The organism is Streptomyces sp. SID5910 (genome assembly GCF_009862125.1).
GTDB lineage: Bacteria > Actinomycetota > Actinomycetes > Streptomycetales > Streptomycetaceae > Streptomyces.
In genome coordinates this window covers 1-17,215 of sequence record NZ_WWHX01000775.1, presented here as the reverse complement: position 1 = coordinate 17,215, position 17,215 = coordinate 1, and the positions used below count along the sequence as shown (strand labels likewise).

At 71.7% G+C, this 17,215-nt stretch carries 16 protein-coding genes, 1 tRNA gene and 2 pseudogenes; 10 read left to right on the top strand and 9 right to left on the bottom strand.

The window, feature by feature from the left end; translation table 11 throughout:
- The coding region (locus GTW67_RS27465; protein ID WP_161167459.1) for a sulfite exporter TauE/SafE family protein at nt 1-715 on the bottom strand (715 nt) is incomplete at its 3' end.
- 190 nt (nt 716-905) lie between these two features.
- Here GTW67_RS27465 and GTW67_RS27460 point away from each other — a divergent pair.
- The 5 genes from GTW67_RS27460 to GTW67_RS27440 all read left to right on the top strand — a co-directional run bounded on the left by GTW67_RS27460 (nt 906) and on the right by GTW67_RS27440 (nt 6,603).
- Nucleotides 906-2,126, top strand: a complete 1,221-nt coding sequence (locus GTW67_RS27460; RefSeq protein WP_161167458.1) for an NAD(P)/FAD-dependent oxidoreductase — start codon at nt 906-908, stop codon at nt 2,124-2,126.
- Nucleotides 2,126-4,738: a nitrite reductase large subunit NirB gene (gene nirB / locus GTW67_RS27455; RefSeq protein ID WP_161167457.1), complete on the top strand. Its 2,613-nt coding sequence runs from the start codon at nt 2,126-2,128 to the stop codon at nt 4,736-4,738. The genes GTW67_RS27460 and nirB overlap by 1 nt, the downstream gene beginning before the upstream one ends.
- The gene (gene nirD / locus GTW67_RS27450; RefSeq protein WP_161163137.1) at nt 4,735-5,130 is read left to right on the top strand and encodes a nitrite reductase small subunit NirD; all 396 of its coding nucleotides are present in this window, start codon (nt 4,735-4,737) and stop codon (nt 5,128-5,130) included. Before nirB ends, nirD begins: the two co-directional genes overlap by 4 nt.
- Before the next feature lie 46 nt (nt 5,131-5,176).
- Nucleotides 5,177-5,761 carry a TetR family transcriptional regulator gene (locus GTW67_RS27445; RefSeq protein WP_161163138.1) on the top strand — a complete coding sequence of 195 codons (585 nt, stop codon included), beginning with the start codon at nt 5,177-5,179 and terminating at the stop codon, nt 5,759-5,761.
- Nucleotides 5,762-5,835: 74 nt separating this feature from the next.
- Nucleotides 5,836-6,603 carry an SDR family NAD(P)-dependent oxidoreductase gene (locus GTW67_RS27440; RefSeq protein WP_161163139.1) on the top strand — a complete coding sequence of 256 codons (768 nt, stop codon included), beginning with the start codon at nt 5,836-5,838 and terminating at the stop codon, nt 6,601-6,603.
- Between the two features lie 11 nt (nt 6,604-6,614).
- Here the strand turns inward: GTW67_RS27440 and GTW67_RS27435 are convergent, their stop codons facing one another.
- Nucleotides 6,615-7,547, bottom strand: a complete 933-nt coding sequence (locus GTW67_RS27435) for an oxidoreductase (protein WP_161163140.1) — start codon at nt 7,545-7,547, stop codon at nt 6,615-6,617.
- A gap of 187 nt (nt 7,548-7,734) precedes the next feature.
- On the opposite strand from GTW67_RS27435, the gene GTW67_RS27430 reads away from it, so the two are divergent.
- Nucleotides 7,735-8,187 (top strand): excalibur calcium-binding domain-containing protein, encoded by a 453-nt coding sequence (locus tag GTW67_RS27430; RefSeq protein WP_161163141.1) that lies wholly within the window; start codon nt 7,735-7,737, stop codon nt 8,185-8,187.
- A 14-nt stretch (nt 8,188-8,201) separates the two neighbouring features.
- Here the strand turns inward: GTW67_RS27430 and GTW67_RS27425 are convergent, their stop codons facing one another.
- Both GTW67_RS27425 and GTW67_RS27420 read right to left on the bottom strand, forming a co-directional pair.
- A complete protein-coding gene (locus tag GTW67_RS27425) occupies nt 8,202-9,404 on the bottom strand; it encodes an acyltransferase family protein (RefSeq protein WP_161163142.1) in 1,203 nt (400 codons plus the stop codon).
- A 279-nt stretch (nt 9,405-9,683) separates the two neighbouring features.
- A pseudogene (locus GTW67_RS27420) lies at nt 9,684-10,682 on the bottom strand (putative PEP-binding protein); the annotation flags it as partial.
- On the opposite strand from GTW67_RS27420, the pseudogene GTW67_RS38630 reads away from it, so the two are divergent.
- Nucleotides 10,668-10,880 (top strand): annotated as a pseudogene (locus GTW67_RS38630) (amidophosphoribosyltransferase); the annotation flags it as partial. The pseudogenes GTW67_RS27420 and GTW67_RS38630 sit on opposite strands and share 15 nt — an antisense overlap.
- A gap of 47 nt (nt 10,881-10,927) precedes the next feature.
- Nucleotides 10,928-11,995, top strand: coding sequence for a phosphoribosylformylglycinamidine cyclo-ligase (gene purM, locus GTW67_RS27410; RefSeq protein WP_161165702.1), 1,068 nt, complete (start codon nt 10,928-10,930; stop codon nt 11,993-11,995).
- Nucleotides 11,996-12,080: 85 nt separating this feature from the next.
- Here the strand turns inward: purM and GTW67_RS27405 are convergent, their stop codons facing one another.
- Together GTW67_RS27405 and GTW67_RS27400 are read right to left on the bottom strand one after the other, a co-directional pair.
- Nucleotides 12,081-12,329 (bottom strand): DUF3073 domain-containing protein, encoded by a 249-nt coding sequence (locus tag GTW67_RS27405; protein ID WP_161165701.1) that lies wholly within the window; start codon nt 12,327-12,329, stop codon nt 12,081-12,083.
- A 357-nt stretch (nt 12,330-12,686) separates the two neighbouring features.
- Nucleotides 12,687-13,781 carry a Glu/Leu/Phe/Val dehydrogenase dimerization domain-containing protein gene (locus GTW67_RS27400; protein ID WP_161165700.1) on the bottom strand — a complete coding sequence of 365 codons (1,095 nt, stop codon included), beginning with the start codon at nt 13,779-13,781 and terminating at the stop codon, nt 12,687-12,689.
- 221 nt (nt 13,782-14,002) lie between these two features.
- Between GTW67_RS27400 and GTW67_RS27395 the strand changes: the two genes are divergently transcribed.
- Together GTW67_RS27395 and bldC are read left to right on the top strand one after the other, a co-directional pair.
- A complete protein-coding gene (locus tag GTW67_RS27395; protein ID WP_161165699.1) occupies nt 14,003-14,854 on the top strand; it encodes a DUF8083 family protein in 852 nt (283 codons plus the stop codon).
- 532 nt (nt 14,855-15,386) lie between these two features.
- On the top strand, nt 15,387-15,593 hold the full coding sequence (gene bldC / locus GTW67_RS27390) for a developmental transcriptional regulator BldC (RefSeq protein ID WP_003949541.1): 207 nt from the start codon (nt 15,387-15,389) through the stop codon (nt 15,591-15,593).
- Nucleotides 15,594-16,078: 485 nt separating this feature from the next.
- On the opposite strand, the gene GTW67_RS37905 is transcribed toward bldC, so the two are convergent.
- The 3 genes from GTW67_RS37905 to GTW67_RS27380 all read right to left on the bottom strand — a co-directional run.
- Complete coding sequence (locus tag GTW67_RS37905; protein ID WP_237518908.1) at nt 16,079-16,249, bottom strand: DUF6274 family protein; 171 nt, start codon at nt 16,247-16,249, stop codon at nt 16,079-16,081.
- A gap of 186 nt (nt 16,250-16,435) precedes the next feature.
- Nucleotides 16,436-16,510 (bottom strand) — tRNA-Asp (locus tag GTW67_RS27385).
- A 106-nt stretch (nt 16,511-16,616) separates the two neighbouring features.
- A partial coding sequence (locus tag GTW67_RS27380; RefSeq protein ID WP_161167456.1) for a DUF3418 domain-containing protein occupies nt 16,617-17,215 on the bottom strand: 599 nt, incomplete at its 5' end.

The following is a 17,215-nucleotide window of genomic DNA, read 5'->3' as shown; positions in this document are numbered from 1 at the left end:
TGACGAAGCCGCTGCCCTTCTTCAGGGCCGTGTGCGCGCCGAACGTGCCGCCGGCCAGGTTGAAGACGGCCATCACCGCGGCCAGTTGCCACAGCACCGCGCCCTGCCAGGCGAAGGTGGCGAGGGCGCCCGCGTTGGTGCAGCAGTTGACGATCTTGGCGGTGGCGGAGGCCGTCACCAGGTCCAGGTGCAGCAGGGCGGTGAGCGCCAGGACCAGGAAGGTGCCGGTGCCGGGGCCGATCAGGCCGTCGTAGAAGCCGATGCCGAGGCCCGCGAGGCCGATCGCGGCGAGGATCCGGCGCCGGGTGGCCGGGCCGGGGGCCGGGGCGGTGCCGAAGGCGGGGCGCAGGATCACGAAGGCCGCGACGGCGAGCAGCACCACCATGATCACCGGCTTGAGCACCTCGGTGCTCATCCCGGCGGCGAAGAAGGCCCCGCCGGAGGACCCCGCGAGGGCCGCCAGGCCGATCCGCACGGCCAGGCGGACGTCCACCGGGGCCTTGCGGGCGTACGTCACCGCCGCGCCGGTCGTACCGACGATGGCAACCGCCTTGTTGGTGCCCAGGGCGTGCGCGGCCGGCGTCCCGGCGGGCAGGCCGAGCAGCAGCGCCGGCAGCAGCAGGAGCCCGCCGCCACCGACCACGGCGTCGATCCACCCGGCCGCGAAGGCGGCGAGGCAGAGGAGAACGACCGTGGTCAGCGCTATGTCGGGCATGATCGCGACCCTATGGACGAGATGGATGTGCCGTCCATCGAGATGAGGTACTTCTGAGGTACCCGCGCGGGCCCAGGCACCCTCACGACCGGCCCCTCACACCCCTCCCCCGCCCCCGCTGAGCGCAGCGTTCCCCGTGGGAAACAGCCGGGATGCCGTCGGGTAACACCCGCGCCGCAGGCTCGTCGGCATGACCTCGAACGCGCGTGTGGTGGTGATCGGCGCCGGGCTCGCGGGTGTGACGCTCGCCCGGCGCCTCGGTGAGCTCGGCACGCCCGCGCTGCTGGTCGGCGACGAGGAGCACCGCCCGTACAACCGGGTGCTGCTCGCGGAGGTGCTGGCCGGGCGGTTCGGCCCCGAGGTGACCGCCCTGCCGGCGCCCGCGGCGCTGATCCGCGCCCGGGTCACCGGCATCGACCGGGCCGGGCGGACGGTGCGCTGCGCCGACGGCTCGGTGATCGCCTACGGCACCCTGGTCCTGGCCACCGGCTCCAACGCCGTGCTCCCGCCGCTGCGCGGCCTGTTCACCCCGGGCCGCCGGCTGCCCGAGGGCGTGCACGCGTTCCGCACGATGGACGACTGCCTGGGCCTGTCCAAGGCGGTACGGCCGGGGGTGCGGGCCGTCGTCGTCGGCGGCGGGCTGCTCGGCGTCTCCGCCGCCCGCGCCCTGGCCGTGCGCGGCGCGCAGGTCGTCCTCGCCCAGCAGGCCGAGCGGCTGATGGAACGCCAGCTCGACCCGGCCGCCTCCGCGCTCGTCCGGCGCCACCTGGAGGACCTCGGGGTCGAGGTGCACACCGAGTGCCGGGTGCGGGACGTGCGGAGCGTCGGCGGGGCGGTGCGCTCGGTGGAGATGGCCGACGGGTACGCGCTCGGCGCCGACGTCGTCGTCCTCGCCTGCGGGGTCCGCCCGCGGGTGGGCCTGGCGCGGGACGCGGGCCTGGCGGTCCGCACCGGCGTCCTGGTCGACGACGAGCTGCGCACCGGCGACCCGCACATCCACGCGATCGGCGACTGCGCCGAGCACGCCGGACGCGTGTACGGGCTGGCCGCGCCCGCCCTGGAACAGGCCGGCGCGCTGGCCGGGCTGCTCGCCGGGGACGGCACCGTCGCCCGCTACACCGGCACCCGCTCCCTGACCCGGCTCACCCTCACCGGGCCGGACAGCCCCTTCGACCTCGCCGCGTTCGGCGAGACCGACCCCCGCCCCGGCGACGACGTCGTGCAGCTCGCCGACGCCACCCGGGGCACGTACCGCAAGGTCGTCGTCCGCGACGACCGGCTGGTCGGCGGGGTCCTGGTCGGCGAACTCGGCACCGTCGGCGCGCTGGCGCGCGCCTGGGAGGGAGCAGAGCCGCTCCCCTCCGACGGCGGCCCCCTGCTCCACCTGCTCACCAACGACGGAGGCTCCTGATGAACGCCACCCCGGGGCCCACCCCCACCCTCGTGCTCGTCGGCCACGGCATGGTCGGCCAGCGCTTCCTGGAGGCGCTCGCCGAGCGCGGGCTGACCGCCACGCACCGCGTGGTCGTGCTGTGCGAGGAGCCGCGCCCCGCCTACGACCGCGTCCAGCTCACCTCGTACTTCGCGGGCACGTCCCCCGAGGACCTGTCGATGACCGACATGGCCTTCATCGAGGAGCACGGCATCGAGCTGCACCTCGGCGACCCGGCCGAGACGATCGACCGCGAGGCCCGCCGGGTGACCGCCCGCTCCGGCCTCGCCGTCGACTACGACGTCCTGGTCCTGGCCACCGGCTCCTACCCCTTCGTCCCGCCGGTCCCCGGCAAGGACGCCGAGGGCTGCTTCGTCTACCGGACCATCGAGGACCTCCTCGCCATCGAGGCGTACGCGAAGAACGCGACGACCGGTGCCGTGGTGGGCGGCGGGCTGCTCGGACTTGAGGCGGCGGGTGCGCTCAAGGGCCTCGGACTCACCTCGCACATCGTGGAGTTCGCGCCCCGCCTGATGCCGGTCCAGGTGGACGAGGGCGGCGGCGCCGCGCTGCTGCGCACCATCGAGGGGATGGGCCTGTCCGTCCACACGGGCGTCGGCACGCAGGAGGTCGTGGTCGGCGCGGACGGCGCGGTCACCGGCATGAAGCTGTCCGACGGCTCCGAACTCGCCACCGACCTGGTCGTGTTCAGCGCCGGTGTCCGCCCCCGCGACCAGCTCGCCCGCGACTGCGGACTGGCGGTCGGCGAGCGCGGCGGCGTCAGCGTGGACGAGCGGTGCCGCAGCGTCACCGACGAGCGGGTGTTCGCGATCGGCGAGTGCGCGCTCGCCGCCGACGGCCGGGTGTACGGGCTGGTGGCGCCGGGCTACGAGCAGGCGGAGACGGCCGCCGCGACCATCGCCGCCGACGAGGCGTCCTTCACCGGCGCCGACCTGTCCACCAAGCTCAAGCTGCTCGGCGTGGACGTGGCCTCCTTCGGCGACGCCCACGGCACCACCGAGGACTGCCTCGACGTCGTCTACTCCGACTCCCGCGCCGGCCTCTACAAGAAGCTGGTCGTCGGCCGCGACGGCACGCTGCTCGGCGGCATCCTGGTCGGCGACGCGGAGGCCTACGGCACCCTGCGCGCCTTCACCGGCTCGGTCCCGCCGGTCTCCCCCGAGTCCCTGGTGCTGCCCGCCGGCGCAGGCGCCCCGGCCCAGCTCGGCCCGGCCGCGCTGCCCGACGACGCGGTGATCTGCTCCTGCCACAACGTCACCAAGGGCACCATCCGCGGCGCGGTGACCGAGCACTCCTGCACGACCGTGCCCGAGGTGAAGAAGTGCACCAAGGCCGGCACCGGCTGCGGCTCCTGCGTCAAGGTGCTCGGCCAGCTCGTCACCGCCGAGCTGGAGGCGAGCGGCGTCGAGGTCGACAAGGGCCTGTGCGGCTGCTTCGCGCAGACCCGCGAGGAGCTGTACGAGATCGTCCTCGCCCTGCGGATCACCTCCTACCGGGAGCTGCTCGACCGGTACGGCCGCGAGGAGGCCCGGGGCGGTGAGGGCTGCGAGGTCTGCAAGCCGGCGGTCGGCTCGGTCATCGCCTCGCTGGCCGCCGTGATCGGCGCGAGCGGCTACGTCCTGGAGGGCGAGCAGGCGGCCCTCCAGGACACCAACGACCACTTCCTCGCCAACCTCCAGCGCAACGGCTCCTACTCCGTCGTCCCGCGCATCCCCGGCGGTGAGATCGCGCCGGAGAAGCTCATCGTCATCGGCGAGATCGCCCGCGACTTCGGGCTCTACACGAAGATCACCGGCGGCCAGCGCATCGACATGTTCGGCGCCCGCGTCGAGCAACTGCCGGTCATCTGGGCGCGGTTGGTCGACGCCGGGTTCGAGTCCGGGCACGCGTACGGCAAGTCGCTGCGCACGGTGAAGTCCTGCGTGGGGCAGACCTGGTGCCGGTACGGCGTCCAGGACTCCGTGCGCATGGCGATCGACCTGGAGCTGCGCTACCGGGGGCTCAGGTCCCCGCACAAGCTCAAGTCGGCGGTCTCCGGATGCGCCCGCGAGTGCGCCGAGGCCCAGTCGAAGGACTTCGGCGTCATCGCCACCTCCAACGGCTGGAACCTCTACGTCGGCGGCAACGGCGGCGCCACCCCGCGCCACGCGGACCTCCTCGCGCAGGACCTCTCCGACGCCGAACTGGTCCGCCTCATCGACCGGTTCCTGATGTTCTACATCCGCACCGCCGACAAGCTGGAGCGCACCTCCACCTGGCTGGAGCGGATCCCCGGCGGCCTGGACCACGTCCGGGACGTGGTCGTCCACGACTCCCTCGGCATCTGCGACGAGCTGGAGTCCCTGATGCGGGCGCACGTGTCCCACTACCGCGACGAGTGGGCCGAGACCATCAACGACCCCGAGAAGCTGGCCCGGTTCGTGTCCTTCGTGAACGCGCCCGACGCCCCCGACCCGGTCGTCGGCTTCGTGCCCGAGCGCGACCAGATGAAGCCCGACCTGCCGCTGCTGAGCATCGGCGTGCGGCGCCCCTCGGAAGACGACGTCCTGGAAGGAAGCACCCGGCGATGACCCTGGCACCCGAGACCCCGGCACCCCAGACCCCCGCACCCCAGACCCCCGCACCCGGGACGACCGGCCCGAAGGTCCGGCTGAGGCTGACGGACGACTGGTTCGCGGCCTGCGACCTCGGCGCCCTGCTCCCCGGCCGCGGCGTGGCCGCCCTGCTGCCGGACGGCGGGCAGGTGGCCCTCTTCCGCGACCGCGGCGGCGAGCTGTACGCCATCGACAACCGCGACCCGTTCACCGGCGCGGCCGTCCTCTCCCGCGGCCTGACCGGCAGCCACCGGGGCCGCCCCTTCGTCGCCTCGCCGCTGCTCAAGCAGCGCTTCGACCTCACGACCGGGCAGTGCCTGGACGACGAGACGGTACGGGTGGCGACGTACGAGGTGAAGGCCGCCTGAGCCGATTTCTTGACCGATTGTTCCAGTACGGCCTAGGCTCCATCACGTGGCCAGGACCAAGGAGTTCGATCCGGACGCCGCGTTGTGGGCAGCCCTGGAGCTGTTCTGGCGGCGCGGCTACGAGGCGACGTCGATGTCCGACCTCGTGGAGCACCTCGGCGTCGGACGCGCCAGCCTCTACGCGACCTTCGGCAACAAGCGCGAGCTGTATCTGAAGGCACTGGAGCGCTACGAACAGGGACTGCTCCCGGACCTGCTGACGGACCTGGCCCGGCCGGGCCCCGCCCTGCCGGGCGTACGGTCCCTGGTGCGGCGCTACGCCGCCGAGGCGACCGCCGAGGAGCTGCGGGGACGCGGCTGCTTCGTCACCAACACGGCCGCCGAGCTGGCCCCGCACGATCCGGTCGCCGCACGCCGGGTCGAGCGCAACTGGGACCAGCTCGAAACGGTGCTGCACGCGTCGCTGGTCCGGGCCCGCGCCCAGGGCGAACTGCCCGCCGGCCGCGACCCGCTGACCCTGGCCCGCATGCTGCTCGTGCTGCTCCAGGGGCTGCGGGTGGTCGGCAAGGCGTCGGCGGACCCGGCGCGGGTGCGGGACGCGGCGGAACAGGCACTGGCTCTGCTCGACTGAGACACCCCTCTTCGCGGAGGGGTGTTTCTCCGGCCCTCATAATGAACCGATCGGTCAAGAAAAAGGGGAGTTTCATGACCACCCAGCGCTTCACCGGCAGGACCGCCCTCGTCACCGGCGCCGGCTCCGGCATCGGACGGGCCGTCGCCCTCGCCTTCGCCCGCGAGGGCGCGCACGTCGTGGTCGCCGGGCGCGGACGGGAGCCGCTCGACGAGACGGTGACCCTGATCGAGGAGGCGGGCGGCAAGGCGCTAGCCGTCACCGCCGACGTGTCCCGGGCCGCCGACGTGGTGGCCGTCGTGGAGGCGGCCGTCGAGTGCTTCGGCTCGCTCGACGTGGCCGTCAACAACGCGGGCGTCTTCCGCGGCGGGACCCCCGTGGCCGACCTGCCCGAGGAGGACTGGCACACGCAGCTCGACATCAACGTCACCGGCGTCTTCCACGCCCTGCGGGCCGAGGTCCGCCAGATGCGCACCCAGCCGGCCGGCGGGGCGATCGTGAACATCGCCTCGACCTTCGGCCTGCACAAGCGCAGCCCGGGCGCCACCGCCTACGCCGCCACCAAGGCGGCGGTCTCGGTGCTCACGCGGGGCGCCGCCCTGGACCACATCGCCGACGGCGTCCGCATCAACGCCGTCAGCCCGGGCGCCACGGCGACCAGCATGTCCCTGCGGCCCGGCGAGACGGAGGCGGGCCGGGCCGAGCGCATGCGGGGCGAGACGCCGCTCGGCCGGGTCTCGTCGGTGGAGGAGGTCACCGCGGCGGTGCTGTACCTGGCGTCGGACGACGCGGCGTCGGTGGTGGGCACCGACCTGGTCGTGGACGGCGGCCAGACCGCCTGACGCGCGGGCGGCTACCCCTTCAGGGCGTCGTACGTGACACCCGTCAGCCGCTCGGAGGCGGCCCACAGCCGCTCCCCCATCGCGTCGTCCCGCGTCCGGGGCGCCCGCCAGGACGGCGCGGGCGCCCCGCGCCACATCACGAAGGACGGGCCGGTGAAGGAGTCCGGGGCCACGGCGGGCGCGGTGGCCGCGTACAGGACGGGCAGCGCGCCCGCCTCCGCGGGCTGGGCGACGACCCGGTTGCTGAGCTGCATCAGGTGCTCGGCGAGCCGCCGCCCCTCGGCGCGCGGCCCGGCGGTCTGGAGGTTGGTCTCCGCGTACCCCGGGTGCGCGGCGGCCGCCGTGACGTCCGGGCCGCCGTCCCGGGCCGCCAGCCGGCGCGCGAGCTCGTGCGTGAAGAGCAGGTTGGCGGACTTCGATCGGGCGTAGGCGGTCCACCGCCCGTAGCGCCGCACGTTGTTGAGGTCGCGCGGGTCGATGTCGGCCAGCGCGTGCGCCAGGCTGGAGACGGTGACGATCCGGGCGCCGGGCGCGGCGAGCAGCGCCGGCAGCAGCAGCCCGGTCAGGGCGAAGTGGCCCAGGTGGTTGACGCCGAAGTGCGTCTCGAAGCCGTCCGCCGTGGTGCCGTAGGGCAGGGCCATCACCCCGGCGTTGTTGATGAGCAGGTCGACCCGCTCGTACGGCAGCGCGCTCGCGAACTTCCGCACGGAGCCCAGGTCGCCCAGGTCGAGCCGCGCCAGTTCCACGTCGGCGTCCGGCACTTCGCCGGCCAGCCGGTCCAGGGCCGCCCCGCCCCGCGCCTCGTCGCGGCACGCAAGCACGACCCGCGCCCCCTTGCGCGCCAGCTCCCGGGCGACCACGTAGCCGAGTCCGCTGTTGGCCCCGGTGACGACGGCGGTCCGCCCGCCCTGATCGGGGATGTCGCGCACGCTCCAGCCGGCCATCCACGGCTCCTTCCCGATCTCCCGGACCTCACCTCACCGTACGCGCCGGGAGGCCGGGAGCGGAGAGTTACCGTCCAGTCACGTCACGTTCCCGTCACGGCTCCTCCATATCGCCGCCACACTCCGGTCACCTCACTAGCTTCGTCACCTCCGACACAGCCGCTCCACACCATTCCCGGGACTCTCGATGAACCTGCTCCGCAAGCCGGCCGCCGTGACCGTCGCCGTACTGGCCCTGGCCGCCCTGCCGGCCGTCGCCGAGGCGCACGACGGCACCCACCCCTTCAAGAACTGCACCGAGGCGTACGACGCCGGGTACGCCAACATCAAGGAGGGCGACCCGCACTACGGCGCGCACCTGGACCGGGACAAGGACGGCATCGGCTGCGACAACCCGCCCGCGGGCTTCGTCCCCGCCGGCGACAAGGACACGGGCGCCGGGGAGGAGTCGTCCGGCACCGGCAAGGAAGGCGACCAGACCGGAAACGACCAGGCCGCCGGGAAGCAGGGCACCGACCTCGCCGAGACCGGCGGCGAGGACAGCACCCCGTACATCGCGGCGGCCGGCGGGGCCGTCGTGCTCGCCGGCGGCGGTCTGCTGCTGGCGGTGCGCCGGCGCAAGGACGCCGGCGCCCGCTGACGCGCCCCGCCCGCTCAGCGGCGCGGTTTCGGCGGCTGGAGACTGAACTCCGCGCTGCTCAGCAGCCGCCGCATGGCCAGCGCGATCGGGCGTTCCACGAACCGCTGCGCGACGTACGACAGCAGGATCAGACCCGTCACGGTGACCCCGACGAGCAGCCAGGGGTCGACCCGGTCGCCGAAGTGGTGGGTGACGGTCATGCCGATGACGTCGTGCAGCAGGTAGAGCGGGAAGGTCAGCGTCCCCGCGACCGTCAGCCACCGCCAGCGGATCCGGCTGGTCCAGCCGAGCGCGATCACCGCGATCAGCAGGAAGAACACCGTGATCACCAGGACCAGCCAGCCGCGCCACGGCGCCCAGGTCTCCCAGTTGTTGCGGCCTCCGCGCGGCGCCATCATGAAGTGCAGCGCCAGCAGCCACGACATGGCGACGATGCCCCAGAGCAGCGGCGTCGGCCGGTAGCGGTACATGAGGTAGAAGGCCATGCCCGCGATGAAGAACGGCGCGGACGTCGGGTTCACCAGCAGGGTGAGCAGCGGGATGTGGGCGCTGGGCGCCAGCACCGCGGCGACCGTCCACAGCCCGCAGAAGATGACCACGCGCTGGTAGGTGAGCCCCTTCCACACCACGACCACGAAGGTGAGGTAGAAGCAGAGCTCCGGCCAGAGCGTCCAGTAGACCGAGTCGAGGTTGTCCACCCCGAGCGGCGTCTGAAGCATCGTCAGGTTGGCGAAGAGCACTCGCGGGTTGGGGTGACCGAAGGGGGTGTCGACGAGGTAGATGACGGCCGCCGACACCGCGATCGCCACCCAGTACATGGGGTACAGGCGGGTGACGCGGGAGATGAAGAAGTCGCGCGGGGTGCGGCCCCAGGCGCTCATGCAGATGACGAAGCCGCTGATGAGGAAGAACAGGTCGACACCGAGCCGCCCGAAGGCGAAGTAGCGGTGCGCGTCGGGGAAGGTCTCCTGGTACGGGCGGCCCCAGACGGCGATCATTCCCCAGTGGGTCTGGCCGATGAAGTGGAAGAGCACCACCGCGAGGGCCGCCAGGAACCGCAGCCCGTCCAGCGCGGCGAGCCGGTTGCCGCGGACGACCGGCCCGGCCGGGACGTCCACCTGCGCACCGGCGGCGGGCGGCACTTCCGGCGCCATCACCCCACCGCTGTCGCGCTCGGGGGCCTCGTCGGCCGGCCTTGCCTGCTCCGTCTGGGACATCCGTCCACCATTTCCGGCGTCGTTTTCCTACTGTCAGGGGTGTAGGACCATCGTGCAGATGACCAACGGGTGAACCCGATGGTTGTGGTCCGACTTTGAAAGAAGAGTCACATCCCTGACACAGCCTTCGCACAAGAGACGGCGGAAGCGGACAAACCCGAAGGGCGGCACCCCCGCACAAGGGTGCCGCCCTTTTTCGTGATCCGGAGCCGCCGCCGATCGGTGAGGGTGGTCGGGTGACAGACGGCGGCCCCGGGGCCTTGCGTGCCCCGCGCGGGGTCAGCGGTGGTCGCTGCCCTGCGAGGTGACGGCCGCCCGGCCGGCCTCCAGGCGGGCGACCGGGATGCGGAACGGGGAGCAGGAGACGTAGTCCAGCCCCACCTCGTGGAAGAAGTGGACCGACTCCGGGTCGCCGCCGTGCTCACCGCAGACGCCGAGCTTCAGGTCGGGACGCGTCTCGCGGCCGGCCTTCGCGGCGGCGGCGACGAGCGAGCCCACGCCGTCCTTGTCGATCGTCTCGAACGGGGAGACGCCGAAGATGCCCTTCTCCAGGTACGCCGTGAAGAAGCTGGCCTCCACGTCGTCGCGGGAGAAGCCCCACACGGTCTGGGTCAGGTCGTTGGTGCCGAAGGAGAAGAACTCCGCGGCCTCCGCGATCTGACCCGCGGTCAGCGCGGCGCGCGGCAGCTCGATCATCGTGCCGATCGACAGCTTGAGCTTCGCGCCGGTGGCCGCCTCGACCTCGGCGATGACCTGGTCGGCCTCGTCGCGGACGAGCTCCAGCTCCTGGACGGTGCCCACGAGCGGGATCATGATCTCGGCGCGCGGGTCGCCCTTGGCCGCCTTGCGCTCGGCCGCGGCCTCGGCGATCGCCCGGACCTGCATGGTGAACAGGCCGGGGATGACCAGGCCGAGGCGGACGCCGCGCAGACCCAGCATCGGGTTCTGCTCGTGCAGCCGGTGCACGGCCTGGAGCAGGCGCAGCTCGTTCTCGTGCGGCTCCTGCCGGGACTCGGCGAGGGCGACACGGACCGACAGCTCGGTGATGTCGGGCAGGAACTCGTGCAGCGGCGGGTCGAGCAGGCGGACGGTGACCGGGAGGCCGTCCATCGACTCGAAGAGCTGGACGAAGTCCTGCTTCTGGAGCGGCAGCAGCTCCTTCAGGGACTCCTCGCGCTCGGCCTCCGTGTCGGCCAGGATCAGCCGCTCGACCAGCCCGCGCCGGTCGCCGAGGAACATGTGCTCGGTGCGGCACAGGCCGATGCCCTGGGCGCCGACTCCCTGGCGTACATCTCCATCGACGGCATGATCGAGGCGACCACCATCGCCAAGCCGAACCTCTGCCGCGCCTGCTTCGACGGCGAGTACCCGATGGAGCTCCCCGACCCCGAGCTGCTCGGCAAGCAGCTCCTGGAGACCGAGCTGGCCGCCGGGCCCGCCGGTACGGCCGCCGCCGACGCCATCCGTCGCCCGTAGCCGTCCGTCCGCAAGACCTGCCGTACGACACAAAGGTTCTCATCGTCATGCCTGACACAACTGGTGCCAGCTACGCAGCCGCGGGCGTCGACATCGAGGCGGGCGACCGCGCCGTCGAGCTCATGAAGGAATGGGTCAAGAAGACGCGGCGCCCCGAGGTCCTCGGCGGCCTCGGCGGCTTCGCGGGCCTCTTCGACGCCTCCGCCCTCAAGAACTACGACCGTCCCCTGCTGGCCTCGGCCACGGACGGTGTCGGCACCAAGGTCGACATCGCCCGGCAGCTCGGCGTGTACGACACCATCGGCCACGACCTGGTCGCCATGGTCATGGACGACATCGTGGTGTGCGGCGCCGAGCCGCTGTTCATGACCGACTACATCTGCGTCGGCAAGGTCCACCCCGAGCGCGTCGCCGCCATCGTCAAGGGCATCGCCGAGGGCTGTGTCCTGGCCGGCTGCGCCCTGGTGGGCGGCGAGACGGCCGAGCACCCCGGCCTGCTCGGCGAGGACGACTTCGACGTCGCCGGCGCCGGTACGGGCGTCGTGGAGGCCGACCGGCTGCTCGGTCCGGACCGCATCCGCGAGGGGGACGCGGTCGTCGCGATGGCCGCCTCCGGCCTTCACTCGAACGGGTACTCACTCGTCCGCCACGTCCTGCTGAACGAGGCCGGAATGGCCCTGAACACGCACGTGGACGACCTCGGCCGCACCCTCGGCGAGGAGCTCCTGGAGCCGACGAAGATCTACTCGCTGGACTGCCTGGCCCTGATGCGCACCACCGACGTGCACGCCTTCAGCCACGTCACCGGCGGCGGCCTCGCGGCCAACCTGGCGCGCGTGATCCCCGACGGCCTGCACGCGAGCGTCGACCGCTCCACCTGGACCCCGGGCGCGGTCTTCGACCTCGTCGGACGGACCGGCAAGGTCGAGCGCCTGGAGCTGGAGAAGACCCTGAACATGGGCGTCGGCATGATCGCCGTCGTGCCCCAGGAATCCGCCGACGTGGCGCTGACGACCCTCGCCGACCGCGGCGTCGACGCCTGGGTCGCCGGCGAGATCACCGAGCGCGGCGACCACGCGACGGGCGCCACGATGACCGGCGACTACGCCCGCTGAGCCGGGGGACCGGCACAGCGATGCGGGTAGCACAGAACCCGGTCGGTGACGGAAGTCACCGACCGGGTGAGTGTTCAGTGCAGGGTCAAGCGCCGCGACGATGCTGCGGGGACTGGCCGTCCTCGTCCTCGTCGTCCTCGTAGAGGTCGGCGTACTTTGCGTACAGCTCGTCGTCCTGCTCATCGTCTTCGAACCGCTCGCCGTTAGGCGGTTGCGGACTCGACGTCGATGCGCCCAGCTCCTCGGCCAGGCGGGAGAGATCAGTCCCACCGCTGTTGTACTTCAGCTGGCGGGCGACCTTCGTCTGCTTGGCCTTGGCCCGGCCGCGCCCCATGGCTCGACCCCCTCAACGACGGGGCTCGACGGCCCCAGAGTCTTGACACGCGTTCATGGTCCGGAACGGGCTCTCCATGGAGAGACCGGTCCGTAGGGCTTCCACGGTACCTGAGCCCACGCCCATACGGTACGTCGCCCGTAGGACGTGGCTACGCCCAGGACCTGCGAGGCGCCCCGTCCTCGCTGGTCAAAGGCGATTTTAACCACCTTTCGACGGTCGACCCGCCGGGAGAAGTGAGAGTTCTCTCCAACTGCCCGCCGGCGGGTACCGCTCAAACCTTCGAAGACGGCTCTCAAAGTGCCCTCGAAGCACCCGCGGAGTGCCCTCCGGAACGCGTGACGCACCGTCTCCGGATCAGCGCCGCGCGCGTGCCTCCGACATCCGCTGCTCGGCGATCCGGTCGGCCGCGGCGGCCGGCGGAATACCGTCTTCCTTCGCACGTGCGAAGATCGCAAGCGTGGTGTCGTAGATCTTCGCCGCCTTCGCCTTGCACCGCTCGAAGTCGAAGCCGTGCAGCTCGTCGGCGACCTGGATGACCCCGCCGGCGTTCACCACGTAGTCCGGCGCGTAGAGGATCCCGCGGTCGGCGAGGTCCTTCTCGACGCCCGGGTGCGCGAGCTGGTTGTTGGCCGCGCCGCACACCACCTTCGCGGTCAGCACCGGCACGGTCTCGTCGTTCAGCGCGCCGCCGAGCGCGCAGGGGGCGTAGATGTCCAGGTTCTCCACCCGGATCAGCGCGTCCGTGTCGGCGACGGCGATCACCGACGGGTGCCGCTCGGTGAGGGCCCGCACGACGTCCTTGCGCACGTCCGTGACGACCACGTGCGCGCCCTCGGCGAGCAGGTGCTCGACCAGGTGGTGGCCGACCTTGCCGACGCCGGCGATGCCGACCGTGCGGTCGCGCAGCGTCGGGTCGCCCCACAGGTGCTGGGCGGCGGCCCGCATGCCCTGGTAGACGCCGTAGGAGGTGAGCACGGACGAGTCGCCCGCGCCGCCGTTCTCCGGGGAGCGTCCGGTCGTCCACCGGCACTCGCGCGCCACGACGTCCATGTCGGCCACGTAGGTGCCGACGTCGCAGGCGGTGACGTAGCGGCCGCCGAGCGAGGCGACGAACCGGCCGTAGGCGAGGAGCAGTTCCTCGCTCTTGATCTGCTCCGGGTCGCCGATGATCACGGCCTTGCCGCCGCCGTGGTCGAGACCGGCCATGGCGTTCTTGTACGACATCCCGCGCGCGAGGTTCAGCGCGTCGGTGACGGCCTCCGCCTCGTTCGCGTACGGGTAGAAGCGCGTACCGCCGAGCGCGGGGCCCAGGGCGGTGGAGTGGAGGGCGATGACGGCCTTGAGACCGCTGGCACGGTCCTGGCAGAGCACGACTTGCTCATGACCCCCCTGATCCGAGTGGAACAGGGTGTGCAGTACATCAGCAGGTGCGCCGGTTACGTCGGTCACGGTGGTGACTCCTGTGTAGGTGCGGCGGGTGGAGAAGGGGTCCCCGTGCGGGTGGCGGGGACTGTGGCACGAGATTAGAGCCTGGTGGTGCCCGCCCGCCGCACAGTGCCCAGGATCACCTCCGCACGGAGTACAGGCGTGCGACGATTTGCAGAGATTCCCGCGCGTTTGTGAGCGGCTCCCGCAGGTTTTCGGGACGGTGCGCGGGGGAGGGAGCAGGCGTGCCCAAGGTGTCCTCGGTGATCGTCCCCTACGCGGCCTACCTGCGTGTGTACGAGCCGCTGGCCGCCTTCCCCGAGCCGGAGCGCGGTCACTGGACCCGCTACGCCCGCCGCACCGACCTGCCCTCCTACCAGGACGAGCTGCGCCGTTCCCTGGCCGACCTGCTGCCCACCCCGCCCGTGCCGGTACCGGTGCACGAGAGCGGCGACGCCTTCGTGACCGAGGCCGACGGGGTGGTCCGCGTGTGCCCGTGGCGGACCCGGCTGCGCGGCTGGCAGGCCCTCGGCGAGCTGGCCGAGGACTTCCCCGAGCCCGTCCTGGACGCCCTGATCCCCCCGGTCGTACGCCGCCAGACCGCCCAGGACTACGAGCGCTGGCTGGAGGGCCACCCCGACGCCCGCCCCTGGATCCGCACGGCCACCTGGCAGGTGCCGATCAACTGGTTCGTGCTGGTCTCCGACGAGGAGCGGGAGTACGACAAGGGCGGCGGCGCCCCCGGGACCGCGGCGCCGGTGCTGCGCTACCGGACGCCGATGGTGCAGGCCCGCCGGCGGGTGGCCCGGGGCCTGCGGGCGCTGAAGGAGGCCGTGGACGAGGGGCCGCTGATCGACGGCCTGATGGACGTGGGGCGCTGGCTGGAGGAGTTCCACCCGCGGTCCCTGGTGGAGCTGGACTACGGCGGACTGGTGCACGCCCTGCCGGCCGGCGAGCTGGAGGACGACCACTCGGCGGCGGACGTGGCCGAGGGCATCGAGGCGCTGCGCCGGGGCGACGGGACGGCGGCGGGCGCCGCGTACGGGCGGCTGGTGGAGCGTTGGCGGTCGGTGCGGGACCGCCGGTCGGCGAACTGACGTTTGACGTACCGCCCGATTTGGGGTTTCGTCTCTCGCTCCGACACCTGTTCGGTGTGACCTGACACTTCGTCACCGGGGGACGGAAGTCCCGATCCGGGCGTTTGTGTCAAGCGTGACGGACCGCACGTACGCCACTCTTGCGCCGCTTCCCCCTCCTCATGCCAAAATAGGACAAGGAGTCCGGGGAGGGCTCCATCCGTCCTGCTGTGGTGCACTGTGGGCGGAATCTCAGCATTGCACGCTTTGGGGGGTCTGGTGACTCCTGATCGCCCTGTGACTGATCGTCACAGTGGCGTGACTGTCCGCTATGGCATGGTCCATCGGCATCCGTCGCTGATGAACACCTGGGAGGGCAATTCCATCGGTTTGGCCGACGCGGCTGGACAGATGGTGTAGTTGTAGTGCCGAGGACAAGCCGTTCGTCCTATAACCGACTCGACTCGCGTCCGCCATTTCGGGCAACGCGGGTCAAGGTGCAGAATTTAGAGGAAAGAACCGAGAAGGTTCGGTTCTCCCGAGGAGGCCGCTCATGACCGCTCGCACCCCTGATGCCGAGCCGCTGCTGACCCCGGCTGAGGTCGCCACCATGTTCCGCGTCGACCCGAAGACGGTCACGCGCTGGGCGAAGGCCGGCAAGCTCACGTCGATCCGCACGCTCGGCGGGCATCGCCGCTACCGCGAGGCCGAGGTCCGCGCTCTGCTCGCGGGCATTCCGCAGCAGCGCAGCGAGGCCTGAACAACCGCATAACCGGGCATAACGGCAGGCCCCCCAACCTGCCGAAGCGCTCGTTCACCACAGCTCCAACCGACGCGGGTCCTGCCCCAACAGGCCTCACACCCAAGCCGTTCGCACATGTCGGACGACCGGCCGGGTACGTCGTGGATCGCGCTGGACTCCGCCGGGTCCAGCGCGATTTTTTTGTGCCCGCCGGTGGGCCGCCGAGAGCGGGCTTGTCGGAGTCTGGGGGAGGCTGTCGGATCCGCTGTGGGCGGGCCTGGGGGAAGGTGTGAGGGAAGGTGTGGGGGCACCCTCCGGGAGAGTGCAATTGCACATATTAAATCGACCAGTTGTAGGAGAGGCGTAAGTGCCACCGTTTCAAAAACTCATGCGGTGACACCCGTCACACGTGCTGCCGCTTGTTGGCTCTGGCATATGTGCGCTAGAGGAGCGGGTGGTTCCAGCAGCCCATGGGGGCACGGGTGTTGGGGGCCGACGGACGGTCACGTGGCCGTCGGAGGGGGCGCCGGGGCTGGCGGCGGGGCGGAGTCCCACGCGAGGCGCAGCAGCCGGTGGCAGATCGGACAGTGGCGCGTCAGATGGCGGTACGACGAGGCGGCCGACAGATGCGCGCGGAGCAGTGCCCGCGTCTCGTGCCTGACCGATGCCGCCATACGCCACCTCCAGGGACCACACGGAGAACGTGCCCTGTCTTTGGAGTACCGAGCGAAGACGACGCCGTCAAGGCCGCGAGAGGGGCGCTGAGGGCTTCGGGGGCGTATCCGGCGCAAGGCACCCGTGGAGGGCACGCAGACAGCACGCAGAAGGCCCGCACCGATCGGTGCGGGCCCTCTTCACTGCGGTCCTGACGGGATTTGAACCCGCGGCCTCCACCTTGACAGGGTGGCGAGCACTCCAAACTGCTCCACAGGACCAGGTTTTGCGGCACTTTCTTGCGTTGCGCTGCGAGAAGAGACTCTACAGGAGGGTGGGCCCAGGGTCGAACTCACCCTCCGTGCGGTCCTCGTCACGGCTTCGCCGCTACGGCGCCAGAGCGTCGATCGCCTTCACGATCCGCTTGTCGGAGATCGGGTACGCCGTCCCCAGCGCGTGGGCGAAGTAGCTGACCCGCAGCTCCTCGATCATCCAGCGGACGTCCAGGACCGGCCGCGGGACCGGCCGCCCCCGGGGCATCTGCTCCAGCAGCCACGCGTACTCGTCCTGCATCTCGTGGACCTTCTCCATGCGGGTCGTGTCCCGCTGGACGTTGGCCGGCATCTGCTGGAGGCGCCGGTCGGCGGCGACCAGATAGCGCATCAGGTCGGGCAGCCGCCCGACGCCGGCCGCCGTCACGAAGCCGGGCTTCACCAGGCCGTCCAGCTGTGTCCGCACGTCCTGGAGGTTCGCCAGCAGCGCCGGGCTGCGCACGGCCTTCAGGCGGCGCTCACAGGCCGCCCATGCGGCCAGCACCTGCTGCACCTGGCCCACCGTACGGACGGTCGTGTCGACGATCTCCGCGCGGACCTTGTCGTACAGCTTGCGGTACGACTCCTCGTCCCACGCCGGCCCGCCGAAGTCGGCGATCAGCTTGTCGGCCGCCGCCATGGCGCAGTCGTCGAACAGGGCCTGGATCGAACCGA

Coding starts and splice junctions, on each gene's coding strand:
- GTW67_RS27460 (WP_161167458.1), top strand. CDS start 906: ATGACCTCGAACGCGCGTGTGGTGGTGATCGGCGCCGGGCTCGCGGGT.
- nirB (WP_161167457.1), top strand. CDS start 2,126: ATGAACGCCACCCCGGGGCCCACCCCCACCCTCGTGCTCGTCGGCCAC.
- nirD (WP_161163137.1), top strand. CDS start 4,735: ATGACCCTGGCACCCGAGACCCCGGCACCCCAGACCCCCGCACCCCAG.
- GTW67_RS27440 (WP_161163139.1), top strand. CDS start 5,836: ATGACCACCCAGCGCTTCACCGGCAGGACCGCCCTCGTCACCGGCGCC.
- GTW67_RS27435 (WP_161163140.1), bottom strand. CDS start 7,547: ATGGCCGGCTGGAGCGTGCGCGACATCCCCGATCAGGGCGGGCGGACC.
- GTW67_RS27430 (WP_161163141.1), top strand. CDS start 7,735: ATGAACCTGCTCCGCAAGCCGGCCGCCGTGACCGTCGCCGTACTGGCC.
- GTW67_RS27425 (WP_161163142.1), bottom strand. CDS start 9,404: ATGTCCCAGACGGAGCAGGCAAGGCCGGCCGACGAGGCCCCCGAGCGC.
- purM (WP_161165702.1), top strand. CDS start 10,928: ATGCCTGACACAACTGGTGCCAGCTACGCAGCCGCGGGCGTCGACATC.
- GTW67_RS27405 (WP_161165701.1), bottom strand. CDS start 12,329: ATGGGGCGCGGCCGGGCCAAGGCCAAGCAGACGAAGGTCGCCCGCCAG.
- bldC (WP_003949541.1), top strand. CDS start 15,387: ATGACCGCTCGCACCCCTGATGCCGAGCCGCTGCTGACCCCGGCTGAG.
- GTW67_RS37905 (WP_237518908.1), bottom strand. CDS start 16,249: ATGGCGGCATCGGTCAGGCACGAGACGCGGGCACTGCTCCGCGCGCAT.